Annotated in this window: 1 rRNA gene; it reads right to left on the reverse strand. The window is 48.5% G+C overall.

Annotated features, from left to right (window positions below):
* Positions 1-478 (reverse strand): 16S ribosomal RNA (locus D8886_RS11740); the annotation flags it as partial.
* Positions 479-645 lie beyond the last annotated feature (167 nt).

Below are 645 nucleotides of genomic sequence, written 5' to 3' on the forward strand. Positions count from 1 at the left end.
CTCACACCCGCTCACACCCGTTCTTCTCTTACAACAGAGCTTTACGATCCGAAAACCTTCTTCACTCACGCGGCGTTGCTCGGTCAGGGTTCCCCCCATTGCCGAAGATTCCCTACTGCTGCCTCCCGTAGGAGTCTGGGCCGTGTCTCAGTCCCAGTGTGGCCGATCACCCTCTCAGGTCGGCTATGTATCGTCGCCTTGGTGAGCCGTTACCTCACCAACTAGCTAATACAACGCAGGTCCATCTGGTAGTGATGCAGTTGCATCTTTCAATTAATTATCATGCAATAATCAATTTTATGCGGTATTAGCTATCGTTTCCAATAGTTATCCCCCGCTACCAGGCAGGTTACCTACGCGTTACTCACCCGTTCGCAACTCATCCAAGAAGAGCAAGCTCCTCTCTTCAGCGTTCTACTTGCATGTATTAGGCACGCCGCCAGCGTTCGTCCTGAGCCAGGATCAAACTCTCATTAAAAGTTTGAGTTCGCACTCATTACTGTCCACTGACAGATTTATTCTCGTTTTTTTGACAGGTTACATATCTCTATGTCACCCTGCACTTGGTTCGTCTTGTTCAGTTTTCAAAGGGCTTTGTCTTTCGCGACAACTATATTAGTATATCACCCAACCACACCTCTTGTC

Source organism: Streptococcus sanguinis (assembly GCF_003943655.1).
Taxonomy (GTDB): domain Bacteria; phylum Bacillota; class Bacilli; order Lactobacillales; family Streptococcaceae; genus Streptococcus; species Streptococcus sanguinis_F.